This is a genomic window from Pedobacter psychrodurus (assembly GCF_032678585.1).
Taxonomy (GTDB): Bacteria; Bacteroidota; Bacteroidia; order Sphingobacteriales; family Sphingobacteriaceae; genus Pedobacter; species Pedobacter psychrodurus_A.
The window spans coordinates 1-26,395 of record NZ_JAVTSN010000035.1 but is presented as its reverse complement, the minus strand read 5'-3'; the positions used below and the strand labels follow the sequence as shown (position 1 = coordinate 26,395).

21 protein-coding genes are annotated in these 26,395 nt (G+C 38.7%); 8 read left to right on the top strand and 13 right to left on the bottom strand.

Annotation, left to right across the window (positions count from 1 at the left end; translation table 11 throughout):
* Positions 1–4: 4 nt before the first annotated feature.
* The 4 genes from R2S57_RS20785 to R2S57_RS20770 form a co-directional block, all read right to left on the bottom strand.
* Positions 5–1,831, bottom strand: a complete 1,827-nt coding sequence (locus R2S57_RS20785) for a UvrD-helicase domain-containing protein (protein WP_316846862.1) — start codon at positions 1,829–1,831, stop codon at positions 5–7.
* A complete protein-coding gene (locus R2S57_RS20780; protein WP_316846861.1) occupies positions 1,831–3,759 on the bottom strand; it encodes an ATP-dependent nuclease in 1,929 nt (642 codons plus the stop codon). The genes R2S57_RS20785 and R2S57_RS20780 overlap by 1 nt, the downstream gene beginning before the upstream one ends.
* 371 nt (positions 3,760–4,130) lie before the next feature.
* The gene (locus R2S57_RS20775) at positions 4,131–4,373 is read right to left on the bottom strand and encodes a hypothetical protein (protein ID WP_316846860.1); all 243 of its coding nucleotides are present in this window, start codon (positions 4,371–4,373) and stop codon (positions 4,131–4,133) included.
* A gap of 865 nt (positions 4,374–5,238) precedes the next feature.
* The gene (locus R2S57_RS20770; protein ID WP_316846859.1) at positions 5,239–5,616 is read right to left on the bottom strand and encodes a hypothetical protein; all 378 of its coding nucleotides are present in this window, start codon (positions 5,614–5,616) and stop codon (positions 5,239–5,241) included.
* Positions 5,617–6,106: 490 nt separating this feature from the next.
* On the opposite strand from R2S57_RS20770, the gene R2S57_RS20765 reads away from it, so the two are divergent.
* The 5 genes from R2S57_RS20765 to R2S57_RS20745 all read left to right on the top strand — a co-directional run bounded on the left by R2S57_RS20765 (position 6,107) and on the right by R2S57_RS20745 (position 14,489).
* Positions 6,107–6,676: an RNA polymerase sigma-70 factor gene (locus R2S57_RS20765; protein WP_316846858.1), complete on the top strand. Its 570-nt coding sequence runs from the start codon at positions 6,107–6,109 to the stop codon at positions 6,674–6,676.
* A gap of 67 nt (positions 6,677–6,743) precedes the next feature.
* On the top strand, positions 6,744–7,841 hold the full coding sequence (locus tag R2S57_RS20760) for a FecR family protein (RefSeq protein ID WP_316846857.1): 1,098 nt from the start codon (positions 6,744–6,746) through the stop codon (positions 7,839–7,841).
* A 294-nt stretch (positions 7,842–8,135) separates the two neighbouring features.
* A complete protein-coding gene (locus tag R2S57_RS20755; protein ID WP_316846856.1) occupies positions 8,136–11,552 on the top strand; it encodes a SusC/RagA family TonB-linked outer membrane protein in 3,417 nt (1,138 codons plus the stop codon).
* A gap of 16 nt (positions 11,553–11,568) precedes the next feature.
* Positions 11,569–12,954 (top strand): RagB/SusD family nutrient uptake outer membrane protein, encoded by a 1,386-nt coding sequence (locus tag R2S57_RS20750; protein WP_316846855.1) that lies wholly within the window; start codon positions 11,569–11,571, stop codon positions 12,952–12,954.
* 14 nt (positions 12,955–12,968) lie between these two features.
* The gene (locus R2S57_RS20745; RefSeq protein WP_316846854.1) at positions 12,969–14,489 is read left to right on the top strand and encodes a TlpA disulfide reductase family protein; all 1,521 of its coding nucleotides are present in this window, start codon (positions 12,969–12,971) and stop codon (positions 14,487–14,489) included.
* A gap of 45 nt (positions 14,490–14,534) precedes the next feature.
* Here R2S57_RS20745 and R2S57_RS20740 read toward each other — a convergent pair whose 3' ends face one another.
* From R2S57_RS20740 to R2S57_RS20730, 3 genes are all read right to left on the bottom strand, one after another.
* A complete protein-coding gene (locus R2S57_RS20740; protein WP_316846853.1) occupies positions 14,535–14,858 on the bottom strand; it encodes a hypothetical protein in 324 nt (107 codons plus the stop codon).
* Entirely contained in the window at positions 14,855–15,331 is a 477-nt protein-coding gene (locus R2S57_RS20735; RefSeq protein ID WP_316846852.1) for a MauE/DoxX family redox-associated membrane protein, read from the bottom strand. The genes R2S57_RS20740 and R2S57_RS20735 overlap by 4 nt, the downstream gene beginning before the upstream one ends.
* A 505-nt stretch (positions 15,332–15,836) precedes the next feature.
* Positions 15,837–16,421 (bottom strand): hypothetical protein, encoded by a 585-nt coding sequence (locus R2S57_RS20730; protein WP_316846851.1) that lies wholly within the window; start codon positions 16,419–16,421, stop codon positions 15,837–15,839.
* A gap of 304 nt (positions 16,422–16,725) precedes the next feature.
* On the opposite strand from R2S57_RS20730, the gene R2S57_RS20725 reads away from it, so the two are divergent.
* The 3 genes from R2S57_RS20725 to R2S57_RS20715 all read left to right on the top strand — a co-directional run bounded on the left by R2S57_RS20725 (position 16,726) and on the right by R2S57_RS20715 (position 19,199).
* Entirely contained in the window at positions 16,726–17,460 is a 735-nt protein-coding gene (locus tag R2S57_RS20725; RefSeq protein WP_316846850.1) for a LytTR family DNA-binding domain-containing protein, read from the top strand.
* A 192-nt stretch (positions 17,461–17,652) separates the two neighbouring features.
* Entirely contained in the window at positions 17,653–18,717 is a 1,065-nt protein-coding gene (locus R2S57_RS20720; RefSeq protein ID WP_316846849.1) for a sensor histidine kinase, read from the top strand.
* A gap of 122 nt (positions 18,718–18,839) precedes the next feature.
* A complete protein-coding gene (locus tag R2S57_RS20715; protein WP_316846848.1) occupies positions 18,840–19,199 on the top strand; it encodes a hypothetical protein in 360 nt (119 codons plus the stop codon).
* A gap of 6 nt (positions 19,200–19,205) precedes the next feature.
* Here R2S57_RS20715 and mobC read toward each other — a convergent pair whose 3' ends face one another.
* The 6 genes from mobC to R2S57_RS20685 form a co-directional block, all read right to left on the bottom strand.
* The gene (mobC, locus tag R2S57_RS20710; protein WP_316846847.1) at positions 19,206–21,266 is read right to left on the bottom strand and encodes a conjugal transfer protein MobC; all 2,061 of its coding nucleotides are present in this window, start codon (positions 21,264–21,266) and stop codon (positions 19,206–19,208) included.
* Positions 21,267–21,275: 9 nt separating this feature from the next.
* A complete protein-coding gene (locus tag R2S57_RS20705; RefSeq protein ID WP_316846846.1) occupies positions 21,276–22,544 on the bottom strand; it encodes a relaxase/mobilization nuclease domain-containing protein in 1,269 nt (422 codons plus the stop codon).
* Complete coding sequence (locus R2S57_RS20700) at positions 22,526–22,936, bottom strand: mobilization protein (protein WP_316846845.1); 411 nt, start codon at positions 22,934–22,936, stop codon at positions 22,526–22,528. The genes R2S57_RS20705 and R2S57_RS20700 overlap by 19 nt, the downstream gene beginning before the upstream one ends.
* A 156-nt stretch (positions 22,937–23,092) precedes the next feature.
* Positions 23,093–23,254 (bottom strand): hypothetical protein, encoded by a 162-nt coding sequence (locus R2S57_RS20695; protein ID WP_316846844.1) that lies wholly within the window; start codon positions 23,252–23,254, stop codon positions 23,093–23,095.
* Between the two features lie 140 nt (positions 23,255–23,394).
* Positions 23,395–23,997, bottom strand: coding sequence for a hypothetical protein (locus R2S57_RS20690; protein ID WP_316846843.1), 603 nt, complete (start codon positions 23,995–23,997; stop codon positions 23,395–23,397).
* An 854-nt stretch (positions 23,998–24,851) separates the two neighbouring features.
* A partial coding sequence (locus R2S57_RS20685) for a hypothetical protein (protein WP_316846842.1) occupies positions 24,852–26,395 on the bottom strand: 1,544 nt, incomplete at its 5' end.

Genomic DNA, 26,395 nt, shown 5'->3' with positions numbered 1-26,395 from the left:
GAGATTACAACGGTTTCAACTCATCTTCTTTTACTATTTTAACCTTTTCACCGAACTTGCTCTTGATTTCTTCATCCGTTATTGAATCCGGAAATGCCATTGCTAAAAGATGTCTTGGCCTAGATAGAGCGACATAAATCAATCTTTTGGTCTCGTCGGGAAAACCGTTGCTATTATTAGAGATATTGTCAAATATGATATTATCCTTATGCTTCCTTTCATTGAAAAAAACGAGGATTGAATCCAAAGTCTGTCCTTTCACTTGGTGTATTGTTGTTATAGGGATATTTAATGCAGAAAAAGACTTCTTAAAATGTTGGCTTACACTTTCGGAGAGTGTAGATTTTTCTAGATATTTTGATTTTCTATTTCTTAAATCAAAATCAACATCGTGACCAAGTTCTAATTTATTCTTTAAAAATGTCTGAGTTTCATTTGTCCAATCTTGAATCGTTTTACTAAATATAGGTAGTTCATCTAGGATAGTTATCATTAGCGAATTGAAGTACGGATCTAAGCTCTTCTCTCTCTCAATCTCTTTCAATGCATGGTATTCAGTTTTATCGGAATGGATGAGTGGAATACAGATTGCTCTAATTTCTTTTATTGCATTTTTAATATCACCACTTATATAAAGATTTTTGGCATAAATAATTCGTTTGGGAAGATCAATTCCCCAAGGTCTTTGTTCTGTATTTTTTCCCAACAATGAATCCTTTAATGAATTTCCTCGAACAACGATACAGCTACTGATGTGTTTTTTTATTGCACAACAATCGTCGTAATGCTTGATAATTAATTGATGATTGACACTAGAGTATTTGTAAATTAAAATTGAATCTTCAAAATCCCCACAATCTACACTGTTAATTTTTGAATCTTCAGATCGTCTTACTTTTGAAAATATATCAATTATACTTTGAGGTGATCGTCGGTTATCTGTTAAATCATATGATTGCCAAGTCTGGTCCGTTTCATATTTCCTTAAAAATTCTGATGGTTTTGCATCTCTCCATTCGTATAAACTTTGATAGGGATCTCCGATAAGTTCAATGTTTTTTAAACCCTGTTTTACCAATTCTTCGAATATGGCATGTTGCATTGCCGAATTGTCTTGTGCTTCATCAATTATAATAAAGGGGAACCTCAAGCTAAGCCATTCGCAAATTTTAGGATTGCTTTTTAGCAAATGAAGGGCGATAAACGCAGAATCTCCAGTTGATATTAAGCCTTTTTTAAATTGAGTGTTCTTTATCAGTTTACAATAATTTTCAAAATTAGTTTTGTCCACTTTTTCAGGTGATGGTTGATTTCCACTTATAGAGAAAGCCCCATTTGGTTCAATTCTTATCTCGCTTGGAGGATATAGATGAAAAACACTTCGATTATTTTTCGCCTTATATTCTGCGTTATTCAATGGTCTTAATAATCCCTCAAGTGTTTTACCATTCTTTATATATGTAGTCTTCCACATATCATCCAATATGGTCGTATGGTCAAGTATTTTTGGTCTATTAAAATCACGATTAAGCAGGTTATAAAAAGGGAGCGTGATATACTTATTTATGAAACTGTCAATTGTCGATACATGATTAGGAAATTGGAGGGACCTACCGCTCAACCTTATGTATGCTTCATTAATTTCGTCTTTTGCTGCATTGGTAAATGATAAACAAGCCACCCCAGCATGACCACCGATTTCTTTTGAAATCTCCAGGTTCAATATCTTTTTTGCGATAGTTGTTGTTTTTCCACTACCAGGGCACGCATTTAAAATGACTTTCCCTCTAGCGCTTAAGTAGGCCAGTCTTTCTTCATTTTCAAAATACATTACAATCCATTTTTTAAATGAGTCAAGGCATTCAATATATATGTTGGAACAAGAAATGATGATTTTGCATCTTCCAGATTGTCAATTAAATGAATAGAAAAGTCTTGTGCGAATTCAGCTTTTGCAGGTAATGTCTTCCATAAAAGAATCGCAACTTTTCTCTTTTGCCCATCTGACATTTGATCATCTGTAAACGTTGACATATAATCCACAATTTTATTGACTTTATCATGTTCTACTGTATCAAGATATTTTACTAAGAAATTGTCCCTGAAAGTCCTTTTATCATTACTCACGTTGTGCAATGCTATTTCATATTCCAGAGTTTTGAAAGACTCAAAAATCTTTATGTTATCGGCATTGTTCTTAACAGAATTCAAATTCCTAATTCTTGATACGGCATTACCTTTTTGGATGCAATCATCTAGAGCATCCAGCACTGCTGTGTTGTTAACTAAATTATTAAAGCTATACTCACTCTGTTTAGATTCTGCAAATCTGTCATCATCGGTAAGGATTGAAATAGGCTTGCCTATTCTTTTTGATGTATTGGCATGATTGAAAAGATACAAAAATGGATAAAATGATGTTCCTTTTACGTTTACAATTTCTGTTCTATAATCTTCAAGTTTGTAGTCATCCAAAAGAGTAAATGCTGAAATCAAGAGTTCTTCAGATATTCCTTCGATAAATAAAATTGATTTTGCGAACAGAAGCTGTGATTTGGTTACATCAATATACCTCTGAAGCTTTTTCATGCTATTGACGAAATCTGCATCTAACAATTCCCTATTTTTGGTCGTGTCTTCGATTATTTTTTCAGATTCCCTATTTTGAAATTGTTCATCAAGTTTTGTTGCTTTTCCGCAATCAAGTAATATGAGATTTTTTAATGGAACTTTAGAGGTCAGCGTTGGCGAGTGGGTGGTAATGAACAACTGACTGTTTTCGGTGGCGTTCGCATTATTAAGAAAGTTGTAGAGACTCAATTGCAATTGGGGATGAAGGTGGGATTCTGGTTCTTCGATCAATAGTGCAAAATGAGGTAGGCCATTATCCCTAATCTGTTCCTTTATATCTCCTAGAACAACCGCAATATAGATTAGATTGTTCAATCCCAAACTGTTTTGCCACAGGTGGAAACCTTCATCGACCAAAGTGGTTCTATCGTGTGGGAGATAAGGTTTGATGGCATTGACTATATATTCCGTTTTGGCTTCCTCTATCCTGACACCAATTTTATTGTCAATCACCTTTTTAAAAATACTCTTCAGATTAGTATTAACGCCGTCCCTTGTATTTTTGACTTCGGTACGGTCTAATAATTGTGAATTTGCATCTTTCATTATTTGTTCGATCTGTGATTCGGATTTCTCCCGTTTTACGAATCGTCTGATTACTTTTCCCAAAATGTTGTTCCGCGTACTCAGTAAATCTTTGGTACTATCTCTTAAGGCACCCAAATAATAGTGCTGAAATAGTTCAAATGTTTTATAATCGGCTTTTTGGCCGTCGATATTTCCCGTATTGTAACTGAAATGTGGATATTTTCCATCCTTATCTTCATAACAGATCATGATTTTGGCATAATCTTCCTCAATTTTATTAGGATCTATTACCATGTATTCATAAAAGGCGCCTTTTTGTGCGGTTGACAATCCTTTGAAAATATAAGTGATGGTTATCAGGGCAGACTTTTGGATGATTTTGTTGTCACCATTATCCACGAACTTTTGATGGAAATCATCAAACGAAACAGAAAGTTCCCTAATGGGTTCGCCAATATTATATAGTAAACGTATGGCGTCGATTACAGCTGATTTTCCGCATCCATTTTCACCTATAATTATGTTCAGCTTTGGGTCGAATGAAGTTTCTATCAATTCGATACCTTTATAATTTTCAATTTTTATTTTTGCTAAATGCATTTGCGTTAATTTTGTCTTAGATCGAGAGTGTGGTTGGAGCCTAAAATATTCAACTTAAATGGGGTCACTATCCCATTCAAATTAAAAAATAGATGGCAATCAAACTACTAGGCTAATTTAAATAAAAACTTTAAGGAATTCTACATCAGGGAAATTTGGATGTGATCAGGAACTTAACGATTGTATCCAATGGCAATTTCGTGGCGTTCTTTCGCCTCTTTTCTTTGACCGCAGTCTGGAAATAAAAGTAACCATCTAAAACAACAAAAGGGATAATGCCTATCCCCTTAGAAAGTACCGCAACCTGTTTGGAAAAATACGGAAGTGGCAGAATGTGTCTTGTCCTGATATAGCTTGTCATTTTGGCCTCTCTATTTATTTGCTTTCGTAAACACATTATACGCATTAATCAAATATTGCATCGGTTCAGGCATCGGCTGCTTTTTACCTGGATTTAAATTTTTAGTATGTTTAAGAAAAGAATTCTGGATTTTCAACCAATCAATCGGGTATTCTTCTATAAATTTAGATATAAATTGGTCAATCGTTGAACCTTCAGGTAAATCACTAATGATTTTACCTACCTTTTCATTTTTTTTTAATATTACTGTCATGATATATCTCTTAGTAGTTAGCTTAAAGCTAGTAAAGAATCCTGAATAATCTCTGTAAAAGAATATCAGGATTAGGAAAGTCAAAATTGCTAACTAAGATCTAGGAAAGAACCCATAAGTTTCGTTGAAAAGGCAATTATAGATGTATATTAATATTTATTTAAATTGGTATTTTAGGTAATGATAAGGTCTTTACCTTATACGCCTTTTCAATTTGAATCGGCATTTCATCACCATTGAGCTGAGTTTCATGTTTGATAACTATGTGTTTGTAAATCTTCATCTAATTCATCATCCATTTCAGCCATATCGTTAACTAAAGCATCAATATTTTTTTTTTGTAGACTCACACCCGGACGAGACCAATCGTGTATATATTCAAGCACAAGACACTTATGACAATCCTTTTTTCTATTATATTAGCGTCAAACAAAATTAAAAGATGACAAAGTGTAGAATGTGCCCGAAAAAGAAACCCATCCTTGAAAGTCACATAATTCCAAAATTTGTTTTTAAATGGTTGAAAGAAACAGGCTCTTCATACTTGCGAAATCCTTCTAAGCCGAATATCAGATTACAGGATGGTATAAAGCTGAGCAAGCGGAAGTTTTGGGCAGTGGCCCTACTTGTTTTCCCTGGGCTACCGCTACAAGGTTTTCAAGTGTCATCGGGGATACTTGTCACCTTTTTAAGCAGCTGAAAGCAGTAAATAGTATACTTGGAGGTATACCAAACATTCATGCTCCCTAATAATTAATCACTTATTTTCAATAGCTGTATTTCACTTTTGAGAGATTCAATCTCAACCTGCTTTTCTTTTCTTTATAATAACCTTTTAACTGATTAAAAATTCAATCTGCTTAGATTAATGATTTTTGTCTTTTAAAGCACGGTTTTGCTCTTTTAAAGAGTAGAGCTCTTCAATCACCGAATTATGTTTTTCCAGAAGCGCCGAATACTTCGCTTGCAACTCCTGTAAATCCAACCTTATTTGGTCTATAGAACCTAAATTGTCTGAATGCTTAGTTATTTGAGGAAGAACTAAATTAGACATTTCTGGAAACTCAGTTGAAAAATCTTTTCTCATTGCCCGACCGTATTTCGCAATGATAGCATATGATAAATCTTTTATCTGGATATGCTTAAAGAAGGTACCATACTTATAGCCCGCAGCTTCAACTATCTCTTTAATTGAACTAGGATAAACCTTCGTTGCTTCATGTAAAATCTTGCCTCTATGCATCTCTCCAAAAACCGACTGCTACTGAATTATAGTTTAATGCAATATAAATCGACATTTAGCAGAATAAAAAGTCGATTAATATTTGATTTTGCTATATTTTAACTGTATTTTAGTGTAATTCGAATCTGGCTTGTGCGATATCGCCTTCGTAATTGAAGGGTATTGTGAAGATCTAAAAATAAAAAAACAATTAAAGCCGGTCGAAAAAATTATTGATACTTTTGCAGTTGATATATTAAAAAACAAAGACTGCTAAACGAGCTTCGCAGCTAAATCTGGTAAATTTAATCAAGCGAGGTAAGTAATGCATCGAATCCTATAATAAAATATGGGGTACGGTGCTTGCTTATACTTTACTTGATGCCACTTTAAAAAGAGTGGTTGGCCCACCAGAGCCATGCTGTAAAGGATTGCAAGTTGCCGTGCCCCATTTTTGTCGCACTTAGTTTCAATCCGTTTGAAGCTCACTATTATTATGATAATACTGAGCATGTCGAATTACAAATCTCTTTCTGATATTGATTTACTAATCCAACTAAAAAACGGAAACCATTCAGCATATACTGAAATTTATGATCGCTATTATTATTTAATGTTCCTATTCGCATATAAAAAACTAAGGGATGAAGACTTAACCAAAGACTTTGTCCAAGAACTATTTATAAACTTATGGAGCAAAAGGAATAACTTATCGGAAAACGGAAAACTTTCTTCCTACCTATATATATCTATTAGAAGTAGAATTTTAGACTACTTTACACACCAAAAAGTTGAGCATAAGTATTTGGACTTTTTAAGAAACTATCAGATTTCAAGTTCTGAGACAGCAGATTACTTAATAAGGGAGAAACAGCTAAGCAATTACATCGAAAAAGAAATTCAGGCACTCCCCAGAAAAATGAGACAAATTTTTGAGCTCAGTAGAAAAGATCATCTCAGCCATAGGGAAATTGCTGAGCGTCTTAAGACATCTGAGCATAACATCTCTAAACAGATCGTCAATGCGCTGAAGATTTTCCGGACAAAGCTTACCAGTTTCCTGCCATTCATAACCCTTTAGTTTTTTTAATAAAAATCTTCCTACCTCGCATTCCCTTCCCGTACCAGTCCCAAATCAATTCACCGAAATGGATAACGAACAAGCTAGGGCGCTTTTAAAAAAATACAATTCCGGCCAATGCACGGAAGATGAGCAGGCCTTAATTGAACAGTCCTTCTTCGCATTTAACGAACAGGATATCGAGGTATCATTTGAAAAACTAAAATCGATAAAGAAACAGATTGCAACAGAGCTGCCTAAACCTGAGGCGAAAATGAGTTTTTTAAAAATATCGGTTGCCATATCCACCGCCGCCGCGATCGTTGCTTTCGCGATTTATCTTTTTACGCCCAGATATGAAAACAACATTGATAAAAGCCTGGAGATAGCCGGCAAAATCTTTTCAAAGGGGAACGTAGCGGTTATTACATTGTCTGATGGAAAAACCATTGAGTTGGATAAAACCAAAGTAGGTATTATGGTAGACGGTTCTAATATAATATATAATGATGGCTCAAAAATTACGGCAGCAAATCCAACAGCATACCAGAGCATCTCCACTCCTAAGGGTGGAGAATATAAGATAGTGTTGTCCGACGGCACCAAAGTATGGCTAAACGCCGCTACAGTTTTACAATATCCTACCAGTTTTAGAGATCGGACTGAACGTAGAGTGAAGCTGGTCAGCGGCGAGGCCTACTTTGAAGTTGCAAAAGACAAGGACCATCCGTTTATTGTAGCATCAAGAAACCAGGATCTCACGGTACTAGGAACGCACTTCGATGTCAACACTTACGAAAGCACGGTTAAGACCACGTTGTTAGAGGGATCCGTAAAACTAAACTTGAATGGAAAAAATGATTCTTTAAAATTGGCACCTGGAGAACAATCTGCTACCAGCGGAACTAGCTTTGAAAAGAGTGAAGCAGATCTAGGCATAAATCTGGCCTGGCGGAACGGGAAAATAAAATTTAGGAATAAAGATATAAAATCGATTTTACAAGAAGCCGAGAGATGGTACAACATCAAGGTTGAATACGAAAACGGAATGCCGAACATTCATTTAACAGGTGGCATTTCAAGAAAGTCCAGTCTTGCTACGCTATTGAAATTACTACAAATGAGTGGCATCGATTTCACAATGAAAGAAGAACAAGATATTAAGGTTCTAATTATTAGATCTTAATAAACAACCAATATCCACTAAAAACCGAGAAAGCCTATGTAGAAAATTTGAAATTTAAATTAGTTAATGATTCCAGATAAAAAAGCCGGAGGTGTTTTCGAAGAACACCACCGGCAAAGTCTGGTACATTATATCAAGCACTAACCTAACATTTTATCCACCAAACCAAACAAAAGTATGATTTTTAATCAACTGACAAGAAAACACGTCCAAAAATTTCCATACCCACCACCGGAAAAAGTTGGGAAAAGTATTTGCTTACGTTATTTAAACCACATTTTTAACAATAGATTTATGCTTGCGGGCACGCTATTGTTGTTCATTTCTACAACTGCGCAGGCACAGAATATCACCTTAAAAATTAACCAGTCAACATTTCGCTCGGTAATGGATAAAATTGAGCAGCAGAGCGGCTACGATTTCTGGTACAATAAAACCACCCTTAACGAAAACGAGAAAATAAGCATTGAAGTTAAAGACAGGCCAATTAAAGAAGTGCTCAAGCAACTCTTCAATCCACGAAGGCTGAACTTTGAGCTTATAGACAAGACCATTTTCATCAGAACTGCGCCGACTTCAAAAACCTCAAATCCTAACGATAAAACAACAATCTCCGGAACAGTGGAGGATGAAAAGGGAATCCCCATTGCAGGAGCTACAGTGCGGATCAAAGACAGCAAGCTCACCTATATAACCACTGAAGCAGGAAGTTTTAAATTTAGCAACCTGTATGAGGGCGGAATACTCGCGGCGAGTTCAATTGGTTTTGCCGACGTTGAATATCCCTATACCGGGCAGACCTTATCCCCAATTCTGATCCGTTTGAAACCAAAGGAAAATATTCTAAATGAAGTTCAGATAGTCAGTACAGGTTATCAGAATATCCCGAGGGAAAGGGCGACTGGAAGTTTTACACTTGTGGATAATGAAATGTTGAACCGGCAGGTTGGCCCAGGTATCCTGGACCGGCTCGATGGTATCACAAGTGGAGTATTATTTAATAAAAATAAGCAGAATGGCTATACCCCAGACATCAGCATAAGGGGCAGAAGCACACTTTTTGCCAATGCGGAACCACTGGTGGTGCTGGATAACTTTCCTTATCAGGGAGATATCAACAACATCAACCCCAATGATATCGAGAATATCACCATCCTAAAAGATGCGGCAGCTGCATCTATCTGGGGTGTAAAGGCAGGAAACGGGGTGATCGTGATCACTACCAAAAACGGCCGTAAAAATGCTCCCCCAACGGTAAATATAAATTCCAACATTACCATTGGAAGCAGACCCGACATTTATTACCCACCACAGCTTAACAGCAGCGACTATATTTCCCTTGAACAGTTTCTGTTCAATAAAGGTGCTTACAATTCGGCTATTGCCACAGGTTATTCGGTAATCTCCCCCGCAGTTGAAATTTTTCTAAAAAAACGGAACAATACGATTTCCAGCGCGGATTCCTTAAGGATGATCAATGAGCTGAAAGGAAATGATGTGCGAGAGGATATTGATCAATATCTACGTAGAAAGTCCATCAATCAGCAATATTCAATCAATATCAACGGTGGTGGTGAAAGAAACACCTATTACATTTCTGGAGGTTATGACCATAATAAAGAAAATTCTGTGGCCAACAGTTCCAACAGGCTTACCCTTAATGCCAAAAACACGAATATATTTTTTAAAAACAGACTAGAATGGACATCGGCCATCCAATTAACGAACAGCAAAAACATGGTTAATTATGAGGCTTTTGCGCCATTGACACCTTATGAAAGGATCACAGATCAGAACGGCAATGCGGTACCAACCGTAAAAACCATTAGCATGCGGTATGCCGACACAGCTGGGAACGGGCGGTTGCAGGACTGGCATTACTATCCATTAAATGAGGCTGTTCCAAGGACAATAAGCAACACCCTTGATTACCGCTTAAGTACAGATCTCAATTACAAAATTATTGATGGCCTTAAAATTTCTGTTTATTATCTTTTTCAAAAAGGAACCACCGAAACCACCACCAATCAGCCGCTTGAATCATTCTACACCAGGAACTTAATCAATTCCTTTTCTCAGATCAATCAAAGTACAGGCATTGTTACTTATGCTATCCCATTGGGAGATATAGTTGACCGGGGAACCAGTGTTTATCAAAGCAATACCGGGCGTGCACTGTTAAGCTATAGCAAAAACATTGGAATAAAACACCAGATCAATGCCTTAGCAGGTTTTGAAGCTCAGGAATTTACCAGCTCGGGCAATGGCTACCGCCTGTATGGCTATGACGCTTCAACTGCAGCCAATGCTAATCAGGGGATAGATTATAAAAGAGATAATCCACAATATTACGGTGGTACAACAGCACGGATTACCAACGGAAGTATAAGTGCCAATACGATCGACAGGAGCAGATCTTATTACCTCAATGCGTCTTATTCTTACCTTAAAAGATATATTTTGTCCGGAAGCGCCCGTTGGGACGAGTCGAACATCTTTGGGGTAGCGGCAAAACAGAAGGGTGTTCCCCTTTGGTCAACTGGATTGAGCTGGAACATCAGCGATGAGCCATTTTTCAATATGGAGTGGTTAACCTATCTGAGGCTAAGGGCAACCTATGGTTATAATGGAAATACCGATAAAACTACATCTGCCTACCTGACCACTACGGCTTCAGCAATAAACAACTTCACCAACCCTACATTGATTGTGATAAATCCACCGAACCCTTCTCTAAGATGGGAAAAAGTGGCTATCAGCAATATCGGTATCGACTTTTCGACTGCTAAGGGATGGTTGAGCGGATCCATAGAGTATTATCAGAAGAATAGCAAAGATCTCATTGGTACAAGCCCGATCGCACCCCAAACGGGTATTACCCAGTTTAAGGGCAATTCAGCTACGATGCTTACCAAAGGCATGGAAATTTCACTGAATACGAAACTGCTCGATAAGGATCTCAGATGGAACGCCACATTGTTGTTCAACTATGCCACAGATAAGGTTACCAAATATGAGGCACGTGCAGGATCGAACCAGAGTGTGGTAAACGGGAATTATATCAACCCATTGGTAGGGTACCCCTTTAGTGCCATTTTCCGCTTTCCATATGCGGGATTAGATAACCAGGGAAATCCGATAGGATATCTGAATGGCCAGCAGAACAATAATTACAGCGGGATCCTCAATTCTGTAGACCGTAGTAATTTAAAATACATGGGTTCGCAGACTCCTTTGTACTTCGGCTCCCTGATCAATAATTTTAGCTATAAAAACTTTGACCTCTCTGTCAATATCACCTACAAGCTTAGCTATAGCCTGGTGCGCAAATCTATTGACTACACCTTATTATTTAGAGGAGCTTACCAACAGGCAGACTACGAAATAAGGTGGCAAAAACCTGGAGACGAGCTCGGCACAAATGTTCCCTCGCTCATCTATCCCTCGAACAATAACAGGAACGACTTTTATCAGGGCGCTGAGGTACTGGTAGAGCATGGCGATCATATCCGGCTGAGGGACATTAGGTTTGCCTACAACTTAAATAATGCCGTTACAAAAAGATTGCCTTTTCAGAAACTCCAACTCTTTGTCTATGCATCTAACCTGGGCATTCTGTGGCGGGCCAACCACCTTAATCTGGATCCGGATTTCCCGAACACCAGTCCCGTGAGAGCCTCTATTGCCTTTGGTCTGAGAGCTACGCTTTAATTTAAATTCAAACGACATGACAAAACAAAACCTTAACAATACTTTAATAATGGTACTCACAGTACTGACATTATTCTGCGGCTGTAGAAAGGATTTTCTTGATGCCAAACCGAGCAGTGATATTGTGATCCCATCCAGCCTCGGAGATTTCCAGCAATTAATGGATAACAGCTTAGTCTGCAAAGTCCCTGCACTACCGATCCTTTCATGCGACGATTACTATATCCTGAGCGAAGCTGACTGGAGTTCCCTATTTACCAGTACAGAAAGAGAAAGTTACATCTGGAGCAAGGACGTATATGGAGGAGAAGTTGCCCGGCAGGACTGGATACTACCATATACTGGTATTTTTTATACCAATAGTGTAATAAATGGACTGGCTAACATTCCCATCACCGAAAAAAACAGGGCAGCATATAATTACATCAAAGGACAGGCCTATTTTGCCCGGGCATTCACGTATTTTGAACTGGCCAAAAGCTTTGCCCATCCCTACGATATAGGAACCGCAAGTACCGAACTGGGTGTTCCGTTAAAATTATCTCCGGATATTGATGAAATCAAACAAAGGGCAACACTTTCAGAAACCTACCAACAGATCCTTGAAGACCTGAACAAGGCAACTGTCCTGCTCCCTTCCGTAATAACAGCTAGTAGGAACAGGGGCAACAAACCGGCTGCTTATGCCCTGTTTGCCCGGATTTACCTCAGTATGCGGCAATATGAAAAGGCTGAGGTTTATGCAGATAGTTGCCTGGGGATTTACAACAAACTGATTGATTACAATTCAGTGAGTAAAACAGCTACCAATCCTTTCACCAACACCAATGATGAAACCATGTTCTGGGCGACGCACGTTAGCTTTTATGGTCTGGCAAGCTATAACTCAACCGCGAATACAAACGTGGATAGCACCCTGATAAGAAGCTACGCGGCCGATGACCTGCGGCGCAGCCTATACTTTATTGCAAATGGGAGTAACCTTAAGTTCAAGCGGGGCTATTCAGCAAATGCAAACTCTTTTGCCGGCCTGGCGACTGATGAGATGTACCTGATCAAAGCAGAGTGCTTAGCAAGAAGGAATGAGTATCAGGCGGCTATGGTTTCCCTGAACAATCTACTGATCAAAAGATTTACTACAGGTAAATTTATTCCTTATACCGCTAGCTCACAAGCAGAAGCACTAAACAAAATATTAACAGAGCGAAGAAAAGAGCTGGTATGGCGGGGCAGTATGCGCTGGGACGACCTCCGCCGACTCAACCAGGAAGGTGCGAGTATTAATCTTACCCGTAGACTCGGAAACAATACCTACACACTTTCACCCAATAGCTTAAGATACACCTTCCCAATTCCCAGTGATGAAATTGCGCTGAGCGGAATCGAACAGAACATCAGATAATTAAATAAAAAGACATGAAGAAAAATCAGCTTAAAAAAGCAATAACATTACTTTGCCTGACATGCTCAATGATCAGGCCAGCCGCTGCAGTGGAAAAAGAGAATACTGACGTCACTATTAGTGTGGTGATGGGATCCAAAAGCAACGTACCGGATGGAAGTACGTTTGAAGTCCATCTGGTTAAAAACAACACCTACTACAAGTGGAACGGCACAACAAAAACTTATGTCGATACCATACTGAATGGAAAGTGCAAAATCATCGTGCCTGCTTCGGACAAAATTGCATATGCGTGTTTTGAATTGCAGTTTCCGGATGGAAGCCGTAAAATTCTGGATGAAAACAATTATCTCAATCTCCCCTACTTATTGGAAACGGGCGATCAGATCCAGATCAATATTTTCCAGATCAACAAGATCAGAGATTTCATCCAGTTTAGTGGTAAGGGCGCCGAGAAAATCAGTTGCCAACAGCAAATCTATCAACTTCGAAATGCGCTACCATTGGGTGCCCAGATGAGGGCAAACCAGCTATTGAACACGGTCACCTCGACGAGCCTAAAAGCGACAGAAAAATTATATGATATCAATCTTAGCATGAAACTCGCACTATTGGCTACCTATCGCGATAGGATCTCGGATAAAGCATACCAGTTAATTTATTACGATTGCGTAGGTGCTCGGCTATACTCAAGAGCTACAGATTTCATCGCCGCCAATGCCAGAAAAGATTTTATTACGATCAGACCGGCTATAAAGAAATATTTCGAAGAAAACCTGTTAGAATACACGAAGGAAGATCCCAATAACCAGGATCTGATCGGATCGGCATTATACTCCATGTCTATAACACAAAAGATCCTGGTGATGCAAATTCTGACGGATGATAAATTCTCGAAAGACTTCAGTCCGATCTATGCAATGATCAAAAAAAACTTTGATGGTGCACTGAGAGACCGGTTATGGCTTAATGCGATTATGGAACACGGGAAGTATAAAAATGCAAATAATTATGTCGATAGCATATTTATCCAGATGGGCAACAATTCAAGTAAAGCGATATTGAATGAGTGGAGACAAAAAAATGATTTAGGGCGCGAAGCCTATCCTTTTGTAATAGAAGATGAGAAAGGAAAAAAGTATACACTTGCGGATTTTAAAGGCAAAATAATTGTTGCCGATTTCTGGTTCAGGGGCTGTACAGGCTGTAAAAGTATTGTCAAATCCCTTTCACCGGTATCCGCCTCCTTTTCGGGAAACGATAATATTGTGTTTTTGAGCATCAGCGTAGATAAGACGCGTGACAGCTGGATTGGCGGTCTAAAAGATCGTGAATATACGATTCCAAACTCTTTGCACCTATGGACTGGCGGAGGCATGATTTCCAACACTAGCTTTCTAAAATATTATAATTACTTCAGTTTCCCCCAATTACTTTTAATTGATAAAAAGGGAAAACTAATCGCTTCACGTCCTACCGACCCGAGAAACGACAAGGCAGAGGCATTGATCCGGCTGATCAAAGAGAATATGTAAAAAAGATTGGGGATCCAGACATTGATCCCCAATCACTATTTATGGTTACGGAGTATATGTACCATCAATTGATCCGGAAACGCGGGTAGCGCCAAGGTCATCCCACTGGTCTTTTGGAAAAGGTGCAGTCAATGAAGTTGTTGATTGAACCGCACATGGATTTGCATCCCCCCCAGAACAATCATCGCCCACATTAGGCGTAGTGCCGTCTGAAAAGAGAACATAATTGGTACCATTGTTCACGTAATAGAATGGTGCCAGTTTTGCATGTTTCTTTTCATATGCTTTAAATGACTGAACACCAATAGCCAAGCCAACTATCAGAAGGCTCAAAGCTAAATGTTTGATATTTGAAACGATATTTTTCATCGTAGTTTAAATTTAAGGATTTTTGAATTGTTGGTTTTCAACCAGAGTTCCAAGAAAGCGAGCAAAATAAATGCTATATTGAAAATAAGGTGTTGACCAAAGCTTAATTTTTCGATGATCAGATTACAGTGACAGGGCAGTTTTTCGGCCCATAACAACATGACCGCGATATGTAAAGTAAAGATTCCCATCAGCCCGATGAAACCATAAAGTCCTAGCCGAACAGTTTTAGAGATGGAAAGCAAAAGGCATACAGCGATTTCACCTATCGGAACGAGATACGAGACCGCAGGTGCAAAATTCCCAACATACTTTACTTTAGCCAATCCTTTTAAAAAACGTTCATGATCAGTGATCTTATCATAAGCAGAAATTGCAAATAAGAATAAGCATGACATCCAGATCAATGTTCCAAATATCTTTCTTAATCTTTCCCAATAAAATGCTGAAGTATTCACAGAGATCGTTTCCATGATGTAGGGTATTTAATTGTAACTGATCATCTTTGCTTTGAGGTAAACATTTCCCGATTATAGCCAGCTTGCACACAAGCCGGGATAATCCAGTTGGGTCTCGGGAAGAGTGCATGTTTACAATTGTGTACGGCCCTATTATGCTTTGCCATTTCAGCATTGAGACTGAAAATGGCAGAATGCTTTTTTAAAATGATAATAATGCAAGTAAAACTTGAGTCAAAGAAAATTGTATAAGGCAAAAGGATTGCAGTTCCAAAAAACCTATCGATTCTAGCTAACATCTTAATCCCCTTAAACCTTGCCATTTCGTTAATTTTTATTTTTCTTCATGAAGAAATATCATACTCATTTATGTTGATCTGTCAAGGATTTTATAAAAACCCATGCTAGCCCCTGACAGATGCATATCCAAAATTAGGCAGGAACATTCCTAAAAACGCTATAATTCTGTGGAGATCGGTCACCACAATTGTGGCAAAATGGTTCCACAACAAGGCGTCCCTCATAACCCTTTTAGATACCTATATATACTCTTATCCCTGATCCCGAAAAATGAAGCGAGATCCTTATGGCGCACGAAATTGAAAAGCATCTGATGACTATCATAAAACTTTTTTACATGCTGTAGCCTTGTTAATTTGGAGAGATCACGGAGATGTTCGTGCCGGAGACTCATATTGAAATCAGTTAACGCACCTTTGATCAGGGTAAACTCTTCCAAAATCTTTGTGTTCTCCGAAAGCGCGATAAGGTCAATTTCCAATAAGGCTGATCCTGAATAGAAATCAATAGAAACCTCCGAACGTTCCCCGTTGACAAAGTGATTATGAAAAACGAAATCCCCTGACTGCCAGAACCAGTTTGTAGCCTCATTACCATCATTGGGATCATTTTGATATTCCCTGGCAAATCCATGAACAAGATACCAAAGGGAATGCTGGATACTTCCCTCACTGAGAAGTGTTACCTTTCTATGTATTGAACGGATGTTGGCAGACTCTTCCATAGCCTTTAAAAGCGGCAGGGATACCATATGGACTGACTCCAGATCGGAGAGCATTCTGATAATATTTTCTTCTCTTGTCATTGGGATAAATTTCGTTCACCCCAACTTTTGATCTATAAAAAAAGAGGGGTCCATAACCCCTCTCCTGTTCCAAGCTTCCGACGGCCAGTAATGAACAAAGTTGAAATGAAACGGTTAATATTTAACAATTTCGAATGGCAAGTTGATAAGAAAATTTTGTCAAGATCATTTTACTGTGCGGATCACCATATTCTTATGTAAACAGCCGGCCCCACCATCTAAACGACATACATATAGCCAAGTATTGCTAATTAAAAATACATTAGTTAATTTAGCATACATACAAGCCGCGAAAAGATTTATTATGATGGAGCTAAAATGCATTGTTATCGACGATGAACCGTATTCACTTGAACAGATTGAAGGCCTGATTTCCGCAACTCCAGGGGTAACCCATGTGCAAAGTTTTGAAAATGCCTACGATGCAATGAACTTCCTGCATATCCATAAGCACATCGATCTGATAATTTCTGATATTGGCATGCCATTCATTAATGGGATCCAGGCTGCTGAACTATTAAAACCATATTGTGATTATCTTATATTTATCACTGGACACCGCGACTATGCGGAGGAAAGTTTCGAGATAGGTGTTGATGGTTACTTACTAAAACCGCTGACAAAACTTAAGTTCGTTCGTCAAATACAGCGGTTACTGGCTATTAGGTTTGTTAAACCTGGGACAAAAAAAGACGATAGCTTTGTGCTGGTCAAAGGAGGGCTTAAAAGCAACTACCTGTCAGTACAATATGAAAGTATCATGTATATTAAGGCTATGTCAAATTATATTCAAGTGTTCCTGACGGATAGGATCCTGACAAGTTACCATACACTTACGGATATGGAAAAGGCTATAAGCGAGAGGACTGAATTTCTTAGGATCAACAGATCAGAGATTATATCCTTTAACTATGTCAAGCAGATTGATGGGAATCTCATCAGCCAGAACAACGGGAGCAAATTTACCGTCTCTCGAAGTTATAAGAAGAAGTTCGATGAGTTTATCCGGAACAGGTTACCCGGTAGTGGGACAGGTTGAACTATCTGTAGTGGTTATGGTATCTGTTAATGAAGTTGTTGGGTCGGTTGCATTTCTCCTGACCGTACGGATTGACTTAAAAATAAATATAGTTCTTTTACACAACTTAGTAGTATTTACAGCTTTCATAACCATTGTTTTAATGGTCGATTTTAGCAAGAGCAGAATCCGGAAGCATTTTAATTATCTGAAATGATGGGTAAATTATCCGAAGTGCGTATATCACTTGATAAAGGGCAGATTGTCCATTTAGCATGCTGGGCGAGTCTTATTTTCCTTGAAGTTGTCGTTGCAGGACTGGTCAGACAACAGTTTAGCAGCCTGCCTTACTACATCCTATTTTACATCCTGAATATCCTACTGTTTTATTTTCATGCAGGCGCAGTAATGCCTCATGCGAACAATTTAAAACTGACCAGATTAATTAAATTTCTATTGTTGCTCTTCTTTGAGTTACTTGTATACCTAATCGGCGCCATTATCGCAGGGTTGATACTAAAAGTGGTCTTTCATGAAAAGACAACAAACCCTTTCCCGCTCAATATGCGGTACATTGCAGTTGTGGGTTACAGAGCGCTTTTCTTTATGGTATTTGGTACCGGATACTATTTTTTAAAGCAGCATATTGATCGCAGGGAAGCAGAAATGCAACATGCCCTTGAGCTGGAGAAACTTGAAAACAAACTCTTGACGGCGCAAAAGGATTATTTAAGGGCACAGATAAATCCCCATTTATTGTTTAACACCCTTGATTTCATCAAAGCTGTTTCAAAGAAAAACCCAGATCAATCGGACGAGGCCATCGATTGCCTGACAGAGATCATGGACTATGCTCTGGAAACCAGCAAAGAGGATTTTGTTGATGTTGAGCGTGAAATTGAACAGATAGACCATATGATCCGTTTGAACTTATTAAGAAGCGGTAACCGTTTAAATTTAAAATTCAACAAAGAAATACTTGTCGGTTCCGCACCGATCATTCCAATTGTATTATTGACATTGGTGGAAAATATTTTTAAGCACGGCAACCTTTTAGATAAAAACAATCCGGCTATAATTGAACTCATAATAACCGGCAAGGAATTGTCATTTAAATCCATAAACCTTATTGCAAACACGCCTCCGTCCAAGGGAGAACACACTGGGCTGAAAAACATTAAGGCGAGACTTGTTTTATCGTATCCTGAAAATCATTTTTTTCAGGCGGTAGTTAAAGAAAATATTTTCCACACCGAGCTTAAAGTCAATTATATATAATTCATTTAGCAAATTGATAAGGAGAAGGCTATTTCTGTTCAACATAACCTAATAGCAGTTTAAATAAACTACATAACTTTATAATTAATTCAATAGACGGTTAACACATATTAAATAATTTCATGAAAATCCACAAAAGACTAATCACTTTCTATAAAAAATCAAAAGAGCTTGAAGCAGCCAGATTAAAATTAAAGGAGCTGAAAAAAACGGCCATTAAAATAAACAAGAACAAAACGCCGGATCTGTCAGAGATCCAGGATGCGATCGATCATTACATGGAAACAAAGGCGTTATCAGATATCATGCATAAAATACCCAGTGACCTTTTGGGGATCCAGACAAAAACCTTGACTGTTCTAAGAGATATAGGCTTGCCAGCCAAAACTGTTATTCGAGTTAATGACGAGCATTATGGCAACATTGTTTTTTGGTATGAAGGAAGCAATCTTCGTTTTAAAGAAGAGAACAAAGACCTTTAGTATGGTTTATAACGAAAGTGTGTTGGTAGGCTTTTGCTTATTTCGCCTACCGCTTCTGCTCTTCGTTTTTTTCTCCTTATCTTTTCTACTGTTGATATCGCCCGCCACAGCGGTATCCTGACCTGTTTCCATGATTATCGATTCAGCCTTCAGCAAAGCCGCAACCTGGACTTTTATACACTCATAATTTTCTCTTATCTCTTCAGCAGATACTGTTTTAACTATCGGAATCGGTTTATATTGCTGCTCCTCTCCGGCAATGGCATCATGATCATTCTGGATTTCACCATGAAACATCTTCAGTGCAATCTTTTCTTCAGGATTATCTGCAACCATGCCGACAAATTCACCAGATGAAAGCGAGGCGATCTTGGAGGCTGGGATTGCATAATCCAGCTGTGTACTTTGGGAAAGGGAGATATCGCTACTGTTGATGCTCTTTGACTGCCGGTCCTGCATAATTTTACCGAAAGTCTCGCTAAGGGTTTTTGCTGTACTACCGGTTACCTGCCCCGAGATAATATTCCCTACGATCCCGGTAATCACTTCTGACTGCTCTGCACCATAATCTTTTTTGAGCTGGCTAAAATCCTGTACCGCTAAAGCTGTGGCGACCTTATTGCTCCTGGCAGTTGCAATAAGACTATCCATATTGTTAAAAAATATAGTCGGAAATTCATCGAAGATCAAGGCGCTTTTCAATTTCCCCTTTTGATTGACCAGCTTGATCATCCTGGAAATATACAGGGAAAGAACGGCTCCATAAACCTGCAGTTTTTGAGGATTATTGCCCACGCAGATAATTTTCGGCTCCTCCGGATTATTGACATCCAGGGAAAAATCATTGCCGCTCAACACGTAATATAACTGTGGCGAAGACAGTCTTGCCAGTCCGATCTTTGCCGAGGCTATCTGCCCCTCTAATTGGGCCATTGCTTCGTTCCGATAAGCACTGATGAAAGGATTGATCAGCACCTTTATTTCTTCCTCTTTTTGCAGGACATTAAAAAGCTGCTCATAATCCGCCTGCATAAGTTCGATCACATGCGGAAGGGTGCAGTACTTTCCATCCTTATATTTCTTGAGGTACCAGATGATGGCAGTCAGGAAATTTATCGGGCTCTCCACAAAGAAATCCCCTTGTTTTTTGATCCAGTCGCGGTTCAAACCCATCATTATGGTTCTGCTCGCCTCGGTCGCATCGGTGATATCTGTCATGGCGGCCGGGTCTAGCGGGTTACATCGGTGCGTGCGGTTCAGGTCATCAAAGTTTATCACATAAAACATTGGTTTAACCTTATATCTTCCAATATATTTCAGCAGACAGTTATATGCGATGACCGAAAGATCATCATATTTAAAGTCATAAATAAACATACTGAACCCCTTGCCCATCAGCTGGTCAATCAGGTGGCGGATCACAAAGTAAGACTTTCCCGCTCCCGGAGTTCCAGCAACAAGTAAACCCCTGAACAGATTGATCAGGTTAATCCAGCTATCGCGCACTTCCCCTTTGTACCTGTATTTAGCAGGAAGGTTCACAGAGTATTCATTTTCAAGTAACCTTTCCTCCTGGGGAAAGGTTTCATTTTCTGAATTGAATATATCCTTGACCAAACTCTGCTTGATCCTTCTGGATATCCATGTACCCGAGGCCAGTGCCAACAGAAAGCCAATGACAGTAACCAGGCAATATAGACCGACCAACAGATTAGTTTGCCAGTGAAAATAAAACAATAGAATGGCACCGAAATAGAGAAGCAGTCCTACACCCATATAAATACAGATACGTTTAAGCGTGATATCCTCATCCTTCTTTCCTTTAACCCCCAAAAGTGAAATCACCAGAAAAACGAGTGCCGCAACCTTTGCAATCCACCAGCCATCAAAAACATCAAGTTTTGCAAGCTGCGCCACTATTTTATCCGTTATTTCCGAATGCCATCCCCAGCCAGAAAAAACCAGAAAAAACCGGATGTAAAAATGCATAGCCAAAAGAAAAACACTGATCATCCTGCTTAAATCCAATATCTTTCTAAGTCCCTGGGTATCTTCACCTGTATTCATAATTTAAATTTAGTTTGTTAAACCCCTGTTTTGTGCGCGCCCTTTTTTCTTCTTTTTCTTCTTAAATGATACGGTTGACAAAGGTTCTAACACCGGTTTTTCGAACAAAAACTGTAAAAGGCTATCACCTGCAGAACTGCGGGCATCATTTTCAACAGCAAAAGAAACCTCCGATTTTCCTTTGTTTAGAACTGGAACACCAGCCTTCAGCTCCGCTACGCCAGATTTGCCATGATGGAAACTTTCCAGAATGGCCTTCGCGCTGAAAGGTTTACCCAGATCGCTTCCGTTAAATACACAGCGGCTATTATGGTCAATGTATGTTATGCCATAAATCCTCTTTTCACTGTTTTCCCGGAACAGTATGGAGATGCCCTGTTTTCCCAGAACATTAACGAAGCCATCTTTTGTTATCAGATGATCCTTTTTTAGTGCTTTTGAAACTGCCAGCCTTAACTGTTCAGCATAACCCTTCCTTTTTTCAAGGTTACGGGCAAATTTGCTCTCCACTTTATTCAAAATTGGTCTTCCGGCAAACGAGCTGGCTTTAAAAGGTATCCCTATGCGGTTACCATCAGCATCGAGTACCGAATAAACCAGTCCCCTTTTCTGAAACATCACAGAATCTTCAGGTCCACGGTCTGCAACAATATTAAAAGTTTTAAGTACCGCATTGTACTCAGCAAAAGAGGTAAACTTATAGCTTCTCAAAACTGCCGTTACCACATTGTAAATAGATCTTTTGGTCTGTTTCTCACCATAAGCAGCAATTTCGATATTGGCCGGTAAAATGAGTTGCTCCATACCCCGCCCTTCTGCTTTGAGCAATCGGTATTCAATTTCAATCTCCTTTCTTGCCTTTTCCGATAGGGTCTTGCCGATGTTATGCATATCTATTCTGGTCGAATCAGCTTTCATGTTGGTAGTGACAATATGGATGTGGGGATGGCTCGCATCCTCGTGCTTGTAGGCCAAGAAAGGCTGGTCACCAAAGCCAATTTTATCCATATAGTCTACTGCTATTTTTTGAAGCGTCTCAACTGGCAAAACCTCAGACTGATGAAAGTTGAGCATAATATGGACAGCATTAGTCTTTACCCGGCTATTGAGCTTGGTCAAGTGTTCAAACCTTGCTACCTTATGCCGTAGTTCGAGCTGCTCAATGTCCAGCCCAAAGCGGCTGGCCAAAATTGGGGTCACCGTCCCTGAAGCCACCCGTGATTCATTGTAGTTAATGAGCCCCCTTATACTTTCCCCGGTCAATATCCTCGCAACCATCTCATTGACATTTGGGTAATTATTTCCAACAACCTATCTACCTTTACTCCGACGTTTTTATAAAGATCACTGGTCTTCATAAAATAGAAAGACCGCTGTACCTCATTTTCGGAGGTATGAAAATGGTGAGTCTGCTGATTAATATTTACACCAATTGCTTTTAATTCCTTACGGATAGAGGCAAGTTCTTCCATCGGCGCATTCATCGTTACATCCCGGGTGAGCATGAGTATCTTTTCTTTTGAAAGTATATTTCTGGCGACCTCTCCTATCGACTGACAATTGCTATGGGTTTGAATTTTTTCCAAACGTTTAAAGGTGTGTTCATTCACCCTCACTATTATCGGATGGGTCAAGAGCTGATCTGGATTTTTAGATTTTTTCCTTGGCATAATCTTGCTTTTAAACTGGCTTCAGCATTTTCGAGTTCCGAGAAAAATGCCCGACCTCAAGGGCGCAAGATTCTTTTGTGTATACAAAAGTACATCTTGCAAAACACCCGGGTGGTTAAAGTATTCCTGTAGGTAGCTCGAATTTGTGGGTATTTACTATTTTTGGTGCCCTGAGAAACCAGGCTTTTCAATTGCACTTTCCGGGATTGGAATATTGGCAATTGTTCTCCGCAGGTTCAGTCTTAATTCCCGGTAATAGCCAGATGAGCCAGGCTTGGTTCTTGGTCTGGGGGGAAATGCTTTTTTCGGTCTGATCATAATCAAAGATTTAAAAAGCAAAAGTGATGAGTTAAGAAACAGGAGAATGGTACTCCCTTACGTACTATCGTTATTTATAACGATACCCGATGGCATGGATCAGTCCATCACTTATTGTAGATTAGAAAAATACAGCCAGCCTAAAACAGGGTCAACTGTACTGAGGATATTTCCAGTTTGTCAATATCCCTAAGCGTTGCAGCAATTACTTTTTGGTTATAGTTTGTAGCGTCTTTATCACCAACCTTGGCTAGCATCATCTTTTTGAGCTTGGCTCTTGCATCTTTAAGTGCTTCCTCCCTATTGGCAAAGGTTTGATCGTATACGCAAATTCCAGAAGAAGATCCCGCAGTACCATACGCACAGGATAATCCATAAGTCCAGATTTGATTCGGTCCATGCCCTAATGTGATTGTGCTGTAATTGCCATATCTACTTTTGTCTGGCAGTCCAAACCGTAATTCTTCAATATCCTGAAATGGTGGTCGCCTTAACCAGTCATACTCATCAAATTCAATATTTTCAAAACCAAGCCTCAAACCCATGCGGTAAGCGTGGACATTGAACAGGATTTTTCTAAAGGTATTGCCGAACTGGGCAAACCAACTGATTAAAGTATCATTTTCATTTTCCACTGCTGATAAGATTTCCTCTATGAGCAGTCTTTCATATCCAATTAGATTGTAATTCTCAACATGGTAGGTTAGTGTTTTTTTTGTGAGCAAACTGACATTTGTTTCCATAACAATAAAAATTAGTTTTTTAATGCAGGAAATCATAGCTGGCAATTACCTGTCAAGGGCAACCGACCAGGTTGTTTATATACCCTTGCGGGTAAAAAATTGCCAGGTATATTTTAGCATTGGAAAAACTGATTGTTTTTAAAGAATTAAACTTCTGCGGATACTTATTCATGAAATACATTCATATTTTTTTTCAAATATGCAGCTGGTTGACTACTATAAGATACTAGATGAATGGATCGAAATATGGGAAGTCGAGACCTTTACGTTTTACCCATCAATTTTAGCTTCACAGGAAATTACACTTAGTTGGAAAAACCAATTAATTTGACCCCATAACAACATTTTTTAATTATCTTTAAGTTTATTGATAAGATGTTATGAGAAATATATTTTTGAAAAAAAAGGGTCAATTGACATAGGTTTATCCAGTTAAAAGAAGTAATTACTTAATAGTTGTCATCTTTCCTGATCTCCGTGGGACACAATACACGGTATACAATACTGATGATGGTCAACACTTTTCGAAATAACTATTGCAAGAAATGAACGAGTATATTCTAATTATCTATCCGTATACGTCATGATAGATAATTAGAATATCCTTTTCTCCCAGCATGTCCACAGCATTTGATAGGTAAATAAGTATGCTCTCATTGCTAGCCTGCTCATCACAAAAGGGTTCTTTAATCAATTCAAAAGAATACCTGCCTGTCAGTATTTCAACCGCAGCTTTGGAATCACTTACTGCGTTATTGAGCATATCCTAATTGCCCTGATAATTGTCGATATCTATTTCTTGAATATAATTGATGATTTTATTATTTTTTGCTTGATTGCGTTATTAACTTTTGTTAGAGTTCCAAAGGTTCGATGTGATCTTCATCACTTGAGATATCAAGTTTAATGTTAGGCTTGAGAATAAAGTTCCCTTCCTTCTCTGAAAACCGTTCAACGATATACTTTTCGAATTCCTGAGGAAATTTCCCGTAACCAGTCGTCAAGATTACTTGGTAATCTTTTAAATTACCTTGCTCATCAGCGCCTAACGCGATAGCATCTTCTAAAAGTGAAAGATTTAGGTTAAGGTGGTCAGTATCAATTCCCGAGTCTTCTGGAGTATCGATAAGCAAAAATCTGGGATGCTTAACAGACCCCATTTTTAAGGCTAAACTTAGTATCGTAAAATAGTACATCAAGCGCTTAGGAACTTCGCTACTGTTGGCCTTGTATTCACGGTTGTCAATAAATGGCATATAGTTATCATCGATATAAGCTTCTTGGCTCTTATAGGATGATTTTGCTAAAAGCGTACTGTACACTTCATTGAAAGCAGAAATAGTTTCGGCATTGTTTTTCTCATGGGCTTCAATCGCTTTATTTAGACTTCCTTGAGCAATCCCAAATAACCTGTTTTTCTCAATGAAATCTGCCTCCAAACGTGCATATTGCTCACTGTTCTTCATTCCAAAGTTGATCTGCAGCAATTCTTCCTTAAGCTTAAAAATGCGGTCGTTGAGATCATCGATCACCGTGCTGTTCCCGGCATATTCTGCTGTATTTATGATGTTTCTCAGTTTAATGGTATATTCATCGATGCCCTCATTCGTAGCGTTCAGTCTACTGGAAATTTCCTTTACATCATCCCGAAAGGCGGTCTCGGCAACGGTGATGGCCTCAATGCCTTTCTGTTTCCTAGTAAGGATATCTTTATATTCATTTGAGTTATAAACAAATTTTTCATAGTCTTCATTATTGAACGGCGAACCGCATATGCAAAACCCTTGCTTAACATCCTTTTTAGCCATACAAAAGGGACATACCTCCATCGCAAAAAGATCCAATTTATCATGGGTAAATATAATTTTCTCGATTTGTGTGATTTCATCGAGCAATCCTTGGTGTAGCGAGGATACCCTTTGCTGCTCATTGGAAATATTTGCTAGCAGAACTCTATCCTGGGAAGCCTTTACTTGAAGATCAACAAGCCTGGCCTGGACATCCGCCAGCTCTTCCACCTTATTGTCAACAGTTGTATTCTGTTTAAGTTCGCTGTTTCTCTCTTCTTCTAATTCAGACAAGATTGCTGAAATTTCAACTTTTCTGGAGCTTAGTGTTTCGTAATCACCAGAAATTTCATGATTATCTTTAAAGCCTTCAAAAAGTCCCTTCGCCACATCCCGAGCTCTCATTGCTGCCCTGGCTGCATCTTGCATTTTAAAAAAGTCTACAGAAGAAATTCCCAACAAAATTTCGAAAATAGATTTTCTTATTACAACAGAATCTGCAACAAAATTTTCTGCAACAGGCTCTTTGTATATTCTCCTGGGTTCTGTATTCTGGTCGTAATTTAGCAGGCGAAAAAGATCGCTAAAATTAAAAAACCAATGTGTTGCAC

What these genes read in the sequence shown, in the direction of transcription:
- R2S57_RS20755 (WP_316846856.1), top strand. Translation starts at nt 8,136, where the DNA reads ATGCTTGCGGGCACGCTATTGTTGTTCATTTCTACAACTGCGCAGGCA.
- R2S57_RS20725 (WP_316846850.1), top strand. Translation starts at nt 16,726, where the DNA reads ATGATGGAGCTAAAATGCATTGTTATCGACGATGAACCGTATTCACTT.
- R2S57_RS20765 (WP_316846858.1), top strand. Translation starts at nt 6,107, where the DNA reads ATGTCGAATTACAAATCTCTTTCTGATATTGATTTACTAATCCAACTA.
- R2S57_RS20695 (WP_316846844.1), bottom strand. Translation starts at nt 23,254, where the DNA reads ATGATCAGACCGAAAAAAGCATTTCCCCCCAGACCAAGAACCAAGCCT.
- R2S57_RS20760 (WP_316846857.1), top strand. Translation starts at nt 6,744, where the DNA reads ATGGATAACGAACAAGCTAGGGCGCTTTTAAAAAAATACAATTCCGGC.
- R2S57_RS20730 (WP_316846851.1), bottom strand. Translation starts at nt 16,421, where the DNA reads ATGACAAGAGAAGAAAATATTATCAGAATGCTCTCCGATCTGGAGTCA.
- R2S57_RS20770 (WP_316846859.1), bottom strand. Translation starts at nt 5,616, where the DNA reads ATGCATAGAGGCAAGATTTTACATGAAGCAACGAAGGTTTATCCTAGT.
- R2S57_RS20775 (WP_316846860.1), bottom strand. Translation starts at nt 4,373, where the DNA reads ATGACAGTAATATTAAAAAAAAATGAAAAGGTAGGTAAAATCATTAGT.
- mobC (WP_316846847.1), bottom strand. Translation starts at nt 21,266, where the DNA reads ATGAATACAGGTGAAGATACCCAGGGACTTAGAAAGATATTGGATTTA.
- R2S57_RS20750 (WP_316846855.1), top strand. Translation starts at nt 11,569, where the DNA reads ATGACAAAACAAAACCTTAACAATACTTTAATAATGGTACTCACAGTA.
- R2S57_RS20785 (WP_316846862.1), bottom strand. Translation starts at nt 1,831, where the DNA reads ATGTATTTTGAAAATGAAGAAAGACTGGCCTACTTAAGCGCTAGAGGG.
- R2S57_RS20745 (WP_316846854.1), top strand. Translation starts at nt 12,969, where the DNA reads ATGAAGAAAAATCAGCTTAAAAAAGCAATAACATTACTTTGCCTGACA.
- R2S57_RS20740 (WP_316846853.1), bottom strand. Translation starts at nt 14,858, where the DNA reads ATGAAAAATATCGTTTCAAATATCAAACATTTAGCTTTGAGCCTTCTG.
- R2S57_RS20735 (WP_316846852.1), bottom strand. Translation starts at nt 15,331, where the DNA reads ATGGAAACGATCTCTGTGAATACTTCAGCATTTTATTGGGAAAGATTA.
- R2S57_RS20715 (WP_316846848.1), top strand. Translation starts at nt 18,840, where the DNA reads ATGAAAATCCACAAAAGACTAATCACTTTCTATAAAAAATCAAAAGAG.
- R2S57_RS20720 (WP_316846849.1), top strand. Translation starts at nt 17,653, where the DNA reads ATGATGGGTAAATTATCCGAAGTGCGTATATCACTTGATAAAGGGCAG.
- R2S57_RS20705 (WP_316846846.1), bottom strand. Translation starts at nt 22,544, where the DNA reads ATGGTTGCGAGGATATTGACCGGGGAAAGTATAAGGGGGCTCATTAAC.
- R2S57_RS20690 (WP_316846843.1), bottom strand. Translation starts at nt 23,997, where the DNA reads ATGGAAACAAATGTCAGTTTGCTCACAAAAAAAACACTAACCTACCAT.
- R2S57_RS20700 (WP_316846845.1), bottom strand. Translation starts at nt 22,936, where the DNA reads ATGCCAAGGAAAAAATCTAAAAATCCAGATCAGCTCTTGACCCATCCG.
- R2S57_RS20780 (WP_316846861.1), bottom strand. Translation starts at nt 3,759, where the DNA reads ATGCATTTAGCAAAAATAAAAATTGAAAATTATAAAGGTATCGAATTG.